The sequence below is a fragment of the Coprococcus sp. AF21-14LB genome, from assembly GCF_003458885.1.
Lineage (GTDB): Bacteria > Bacillota > Clostridia > Lachnospirales > Lachnospiraceae > UBA9414.
Genome location: NZ_QRVX01000076.1, coordinates 1 through 7,618, shown reverse-complemented (window position 1 = coordinate 7,618; position 7,618 = coordinate 1). Strand labels below are relative to the sequence as shown.

At 42.4% G+C, this 7,618-nt stretch carries 6 protein-coding genes and 1 pseudogene; all 7 read right to left on the bottom strand.

Annotated features, from left to right (window positions below):
* Window positions 1-232: hypothetical protein (locus DWX73_RS12370; RefSeq protein ID WP_147334791.1), on the bottom strand; the 232-nt coding region annotated here is incomplete at its 3' end.
* Between the two features lie 17 nt (window positions 233-249).
* On the bottom strand, window positions 250-1,293 hold the full coding sequence (locus DWX73_RS12365) for a threonine aldolase family protein (protein WP_118349037.1): 1,044 nt from the start codon (window positions 1,291-1,293) through the stop codon (window positions 250-252).
* Window positions 1,294-1,390: 97 nt separating this feature from the next.
* Window positions 1,391-2,863 carry a stage IV sporulation protein A gene (spoIVA, locus tag DWX73_RS12360; RefSeq protein ID WP_118349036.1) on the bottom strand — a complete coding sequence of 491 codons (1,473 nt, stop codon included), beginning with the start codon at window positions 2,861-2,863 and terminating at the stop codon, window positions 1,391-1,393.
* A 159-nt stretch (window positions 2,864-3,022) separates the two neighbouring features.
* Window positions 3,023-4,033 carry an NAD(P)H-dependent glycerol-3-phosphate dehydrogenase gene (locus DWX73_RS12355; protein WP_118349035.1) on the bottom strand — a complete coding sequence of 337 codons (1,011 nt, stop codon included), beginning with the start codon at window positions 4,031-4,033 and terminating at the stop codon, window positions 3,023-3,025.
* A gap of 27 nt (window positions 4,034-4,060) precedes the next feature.
* Window positions 4,061-4,696, bottom strand: a complete 636-nt coding sequence (plsY, locus tag DWX73_RS12350; RefSeq protein ID WP_118349034.1) for a glycerol-3-phosphate 1-O-acyltransferase PlsY — start codon at window positions 4,694-4,696, stop codon at window positions 4,061-4,063.
* 3 nt (window positions 4,697-4,699) lie between these two features.
* Complete coding sequence (gene der / locus DWX73_RS12345; RefSeq protein WP_118349033.1) at window positions 4,700-6,028, bottom strand: ribosome biogenesis GTPase Der; 1,329 nt, start codon at window positions 6,026-6,028, stop codon at window positions 4,700-4,702.
* A 54-nt stretch (window positions 6,029-6,082) separates the two neighbouring features.
* Window positions 6,083-7,388: pseudogene (locus DWX73_RS12340) on the bottom strand (DUF512 domain-containing protein).
* Window positions 7,389-7,618 lie beyond the last annotated feature (230 nt).

The window sequence follows — 7,618 nt, the reverse complement described above, 5'->3', positions numbered from 1 at the left end:
GCTCCATAGGCGTAATCCCACTTCCGGTTTCGTTCATAATTATGATAGCCTGTCCCCCTGAAAGTTCAGCTTCTGCAATCTCTTTTTGAAGCTGCAAAATTGTATCGATACCGGCAGACATATTTTCCAGTATCTGCTCTTCCCTTATCGTAATACACATCTCCTGCGGAAATTTTCCATTGACAAAAGCATGTTTTCCCTGGCATGCGCCACCAGTCACAAATCTCATCATGCATTTCCTCTCTTCTGCTATTGTGCCATAAGCTTCTCCAAATCTTCCAGAAGCTTTCTTACATCACATTCTTTTGTTGCCCAGCTCGTACAGAATCGGATCACACCTGAATTCTCGTCATATGGCTGAATATAGGCAAAACTATACTCTTCTCTCAGCGCACGGATCTTTTCTTCCGGCAGAATCAGAAATTGCTGATTTGTATCGCTTTCCATAAAAAACGGAATCCCAAGTGCCTGTACGCCATGCTTCAAAATCATCGCCATCTCAATTGCATGTTTGGAAATTTCAAAATACAGTCCATCACGGAACAATTCCAAAAACTGGATTCCAAGAAACCGCCCTTTCGCAAGCATTCCACCTTTTTGTTTTATGATATAGCGAAAATCCTCTGCTAACGCCTGATTCGGAAATACGACCGCCTCTCCAAACAGCGCTCCCACTTTCGTTCCCCCAATATAGAATACATCCGTATTTTGTGCAATCACAGGGAGGGTTACATCGGTATGTTCCGCACAAAGTCCATATCCCATTCTTGCTCCGTCAAGGAACAGATACATTCCGCATTCTTCGCATGCCTGCTTCAATTCTTCCAGTTCTTTTTTTGTATACAGTGTTCCGTATTCTGTCGGATGAGAAATATACACAAGTTTCGGCTGTGTCATATGCTCAAAAGACTCATCGCTCCAATGGGTTTTATGAACACGGCGCACATCCGCTGCGCTGATTTTTCCATCTTTTCCCGGAACTGTCATAACTTTGTGACCGCAAGCTTCAATCGATCCGGTTTCATGCACATTAATATGACCGGATTCCACACAGATCGCTGCCTGATGTGTTCTTAAAATGGCATCAATCACTGTTAAATTTGCCTGAGTTCCTCCCACCAAAAAGTGTACTGCTGCATCAGGCGCTTCACAGACTCTGCGGATTTCTTCGCGGGCTTTCTCGCAATAGTGATCCTCGCTGTACCCCGGAAGCTGCTCCATGTTTGTCTCTATTAACTTCTCTAAAATACGCGGATGGGCTCCTTCATTATAGTCACAGTTAAATAAAATCATTTGTATCTTCCTTTCTCTTCGTCTGGCTGTTTTTTCCTTCGAAGTCTTATTCTCTAATGTTTATTATATACTATAGTTCTGTTGCTTCACAAGGTTTTTAAATAATAATACAAACAAGTCCCCCATTACTGTCATTCACAATTTTCTGCATTGTATCTTGAAGTTTTATCTGGCTTTCTTCATTGATCATAGCAATTTTATTTCTCATTCCATCCTGCACAAGCTCTTCCACAGATTTTCCGAAAATATTTGTCTGCCAGATTCCTTCTTCCGTTTCTGCTTCTTTTTTTATAAAATCGATCAAATCCTGTGCCTGCTGTTCATTTCCGACAATCGGTGCAATCTCACTGTCGATATTTGCCCGAATCATATGAATCGACGGCGCATGTGCGTGGATCTTAACACCATATTTATTTCCCTGGCGGATGAGTACCGGCGTTTCCAGAGTAATTTCTTCTTTCTGAGGACTGACAACCCCGTACCCTTTCATCTGTACTGCATCCATTGCTTCTTTTACCGACTCATATTCTGTCCGGAGCATCGCCAAATGTTTCATTGTATGAATCAATTCATACTCCCCTGTAATTTCTGCCCCGGTCAGATCGCTTAACATTTCATAGTAATAATCTGAAGCAATCTGGATGCGGATCTTTACACATCCTGTATCCATTTCAATCTCATCAATCTTCATTTCTGCGATATAATCGCTTTCCGGTTTCTGCACGCCCTTTGCCGCATCTTTAATTTCACTTAAATTTTCCATTATTACTTTTACATGATCGAGAAGATCCTTTCGTATCTTATGATCTGCCGGAAGCATTTCCACCCATTTTGGTACAAAAAACTGCAGCTCTGATACCGGAAATTCATAGAGAACAGACTGCATGATCTTATGTATATCTTCTTCTCGAAGCTGCTCGCAGTTGACCGGCATTGCTGTTACCTGATATTGCTGTTCCAACTCTTCCACAACTGCTTTTGCTTCCGCTCCATAAGGTTTCTTCGTATTCACAAGCACTACAAACGGTTTCCCTATCTCCTGCAGTTCCCGGATTGTCTTTCCTTCCGCCTCCCGGTAATTTTCTCTCGGAATTTCTCCAATGGAACCATCTGTTGTGATTACGATCCCAATCGTAGAATGTTCATGGATTACCTTTTTTGTACCAATCCCCGCTGCTTTTGTAAAAGGAATTTCTGTATCAAACCACGGGGTTTTTACCATGCGCTCTGTATCATTTTCTACATGTCCTGCGGCGCCTTCCACCATATAACCGACACAGTCAATCAATCGAATTTTTACTGCAATATCATCATCCAGACAGATGGTAGCTGCTTCTTTTGGGACAAATTTCGGTTCTGTCGTCATAATCGTCTTCCCTGATGCAGACTGCGGAAGCTCATCCCGTGTCCTTGCACGGCTATGTTCGTCTGTCATATTGGGTAAAACTAACAAATCCATAAAACGTTTGATAAATGTTGATTTTCCTGTTCTTACCGGACCTACTACTCCAATATAAATTTCTCCGTTTGTCCGGGCTTCCATGTCCTTATATAAATGAAATGTATTCACTTCTTGTTACCCCCTTGTTTTTCTGATACATTTATATGAACAAACATCCAGAATATGCCTCTCTGCCTATAATTTCATAAGATTCTTGTGCAAAAAAAGAAGTCCGAAGTATTACTACTCCAGACTTCTGTGATTCCTTTTAAGAAAATATCTTCCCGGTTATTCCCACAGCATACTTCTGTGTTCAGAGGTTCCTTCTCTCATCATCAGCTCATTTACTGCCTCTTTTGCCGGTTTTCCGTCAAATAATACTGCATTGACTTCTGCAACGATCGGCATAGAAATATCATATTTCTTAGCAAGTTTCAATCCTGCTTTTGCAGAATATACTCCTTCTACTACCATCTGTACTTCATCCATTGCTTCCTGCATTGTCTTTCCCTGACCGATCAGGATTCCGGCTCTTCTGTTACGGCTATGCATACTTGCACATGTCACGATCAAATCTCCCATTCCTGTCAGGCCTGCGAAAGTTTCCATCTTGCCGCCCATTTTTACGCCGAGTCTTGTCATCTCCGCAATTCCTCTTGTAATCAGCGCAGCCTTTGTATTGTCCCCATATCCGAGTCCGTCTGCAATTCCCGCTGCCAAAGCGATTACATTTTTCAGCGAACCTCCAAGCTCAATTCCCATAATGTCAGGACTTGTATAAACACGGAAAACCTGATTCATAAAAATGTTCTGAAGGTATTCTGCTGTTTCTTTTTTCTTAGCTCCCACAACAACTGTTGTTGGTATTCCACGCCCAACTTCTTCTGCATGACTTGGTCCGGACAGCACAGCTACCTCTGCTTCCGGAAGTTCCTCCTCAATCTGCTCAGAAAGCGTCATCAGCGTCGTTTCTTCGATTCCCTTCGCCACGTTGACAATGAGCTGACCTTTCGTTAAGTAAGGTTTCATACTTCTTGCTGTACTTCTTGTAAATGGAGACGGAACCGCAAGGACGAGGACATCTTTCTCTGCCATTGCCTCTTCCAGGTCATTGGTAAATTTCATATCATCCGGAAGCTTTACTCCCGGAAGTTTGCTGACATGCTCTCTTTTTTCCTGCAGCATCTCTACCTCTTCCCGAATGATAGACCATACTGTAATCTCATGTCCATTTCCGTGAAGCAGAACGGATAACGCAATCCCCCAGCTTCCTGCTCCTAAAATACCTATTTTCGCCATTTTAGAACCTCCTTTTTTATTACCGTTTTATTTCTTCGCACCAATTTTGTTTTCTGTGCCATTTTTCAGGCGCACAATATTAGCGCGATGTTTATAAAATGCTGATATAGCAAGTAAAACCGCAATTCCATACAATTCATAAAGATACGGCTGTGCCATCTGAAAATGTCCTGTCTGTCCATAGAGAACAACTTCTGCAATAAATACTAATACAACAACAAGAGATCCCACTGATACATATTTCGTCACAGCCACCACAGAAGCAAAAATAGCAAATGCAATTACCGCCATCCAGATATTTGTAGCAAAGATCAGCCCTCCCGTTGCCGCAATTCCTTTACCGCCCTTGAACTTGAGATAAAACGGGTAATTATGCCCAAGAACAGCGCCCGCTCCTGCATACATTTTAAGAAGCGGCATCATATCGCCTTTCGTATTGCGAAACAAAAAGTAAACAATAACCGCTGCCGCCACACACTTCAGCGCATCTCCGAGAAATACGATCAGACCGGCTTTTTTCCCAAGCGTACGCAAGGTATTCGTAGCTCCTGAGTTGCCGCTTCCATGTTCTCTGATATCTATATGATGGAGCTTTCCATAAAAATACCCGGTCTCAAAGAGTCCACACACATATCCGATCAGAAGACAGATCAAACGTTCCATGTTCTACCGCTCCTTTTCTTTACGTTCCCGAATAAAGAATCTTAATGATGTTCCCTTGAATCCGAATGCTTCCCGGATTTTATTTTCCAGATAACGTGTATAAGAGAAATGCATCAGCTCTTTATCATTCACAAAAATAACAAATGTCGGCGGTTTTACGGCAACCTGCGTAATATAGTAAAGTTTCAGACGTTTTCCCTTGTCTGACGGCGGCTGCTGCATAGCAACGGCTTCCATCATAATCTCGTTGAGCACACCTGTCGCAATCCGAAGTGTCTGATTCTCAATGACCATATCAATCATGTCGTACAGCTTCGGCAGTCTCTGACCTGTCTGTGCAGATACATACATAATTTCCGCATATGGCATAAAGGACAGTACCCGGCGAACCTCTTTCTCATATTCATTCATTGTCTTATCGTTTTTTTCAATGGCATCCCATTTGTTTACTACAATAATAACGCCTTTTCCTCTTTCATGGGCAATTCCGGCAATCTTTGCATCCTGCTCTGTTACCCCTTCCACAGCATCGATCACAACAAGAACTACATCCGCCCGCTCCACGGCCGTTACTGTACGGATAATGCTGTAACGCTCCAGTTCTTCTTTGATCTTGTTCTTTTTCCGGAGTCCTGCCGTATCAATAAACACATATTCTCTTCCATGGTATTTGATTTCTGTATCAATCGCATCCCGAGTCGTTCCGGCAATATTGGATACAATGACGCGGTTTTCTCCTACAAGTTTATTGATAATAGAGGATTTTCCTACATTCGGCTTTCCTACAATCGCAATTCGCGGACGTTCATCCTCCTCTTCTTCCTGCTCATTTGCCGGGAAGAATTTCACTACCTCATCAAGCAGATCTCCAATTCCCAACATAGATGCCGCTGAAACCGGATGCGGATCTCCGATACCAAGATTATAAAATTCATACACATCCATCATATATTTCTGGAAACTGTCTACTTTATTGACTGCCAGAATTACCGGTTTCTTAGAACGGCGCAGCATATCTGCAACTTTCGAGTCCGAATCTACCAATCCCTGTTTCACATCTACTAAAAACAGAATAACATCTGCTGTATCAATTGCGATCTGAGCCTGCTCTCTCATCTGGGACAGAATAATGTCGCTGCTGTCCGGCTCAATTCCGCCTGTATCAATCAATGTAAACTCTTTATCAAGCCATGACGCATCTGCATAAATCCGGTCACGCGTCACTCCCGGAGTATCTTTTACGATAGAAATTTTTTCGCCTGCCAGAGCGTTGAACAGTGTGGATTTTCCTACGTTCGGACGCCCTACAATGGCTACCACTGGCTTACTCATATTTTTCACCTCTTGTTAATCTACTTTCTATTACTGCTATTTTAAACTCTGCTTCTAATTCAGAATTGCATTCAGCAAATCTGCACCGCTTGATTTTACAATATCTATCTCAACTTGTAAAGCATCTTTCAAATCTGTGACTGTCATATCATCAAGAAATACTTCTTCTCCGCTTCTAAGCATATTACAAGGGAGTAAAAGCTTGTCCCCAAGTTTCTGTCCGGCAAGCTGTGCTTTTAAATCCTGCCCCGTAATCAAACCGGACACGGTAATCTTCTCACCGAAGAAATCATTGCGGATGCAATAAAGATGTATCGCTGTCTTTGGAAACTTCTCCTGTATCTGTTCTGCAAATTCTTTCAGATATGGATAAGCAAGTTTTCCTGTTGCAAGCGACACCTCCCGCTCTCTTTCGTCGCCCTTCTTCTCTCTCAGCTTCTGCAAATTCATTCTTCAATAGTCTGATCATGCCAACTCCATTTTCCAGCTGAAGATATCCATCATACCGCTCTTCCTCCGGAACTTCCTGCTCGGCAAGAATATACCATTCATCTCCTGCATGAATAAAATGGATTCCGTGTTCTTCATACAGCTTCTTCTGCCACCGGTGGATCGTATCAAGCACCTGAACCGCATCTTCTTTTGTAAAGGACTCAAGGGGTTCCAGACCTTCCCGATACTTTGTAAGCCCTACCGGAACAACAGAAACGCTCTGAAGCAGCGGCGCATATGCCGACATTTCACGGATACTTCTCTCAAGTTCCTCACCGTCATTAAAGCCTTTGCACAGCACAATCTGACCGTTCATCTGAATCCCGCCCTCATACAGCCTTTGAAACTTTTTAAGCGCATCTCCGGCAAATCGATTATGAAGCATTCTGCAGCGCAGCTCTGGGTTCATTGTATGAATCGAAATGTTAATCGGCTCCAGATGATAGGCGATAATCCTCTCAATATCATGATCACTCATATTGGTCAGTGTAATATAATTCCCCTGCAGGAAAGACAGACGTGAGTCATCATCTTTGAAATAAAGTGTATCCCGCATTCCCTTCGGCATCTGATCAATAAAACAAAAAATACATTTATTTCTGCATGACTTGTATTCATCCATCAGCCCCTGGTCGAATTCCAAACCCAAATCCTCATCAAAATCTTTCTCGATCTCAAGCTCCCATTCTTCTCCATCCGGTTTTCTGATCAGAAGAACAAGTTCTTCATCATTTGTATAATACTGGTAGTCAAATACATCTTCAATCTCAGCACCGTTGATACTAAGAAGCACATCCCCCGGCTCTATCCCAAGCTCCCATCCAATGCTCCCATTCTCTACACTGCTTACGGTATGTGTATGTTTCATCTACATTACTCCTTCATAAAAAATAAGCGGCAGATCTTTCTGCCAGTTTGCATACTGGTTTTATTATAGCATAGGTCCTTCGCAATTTCCAATTTTTCTGACCGGATTCTTGATTGATTCTCGGGAGTTTGACAGTTGAATCATTGAAAATCACCTTGCAGGCCTTATAAAACCTGCATTTTTTATGTCAAATTTTATGTTTTTATATGTACTTGTTTGTAATAGTGTGA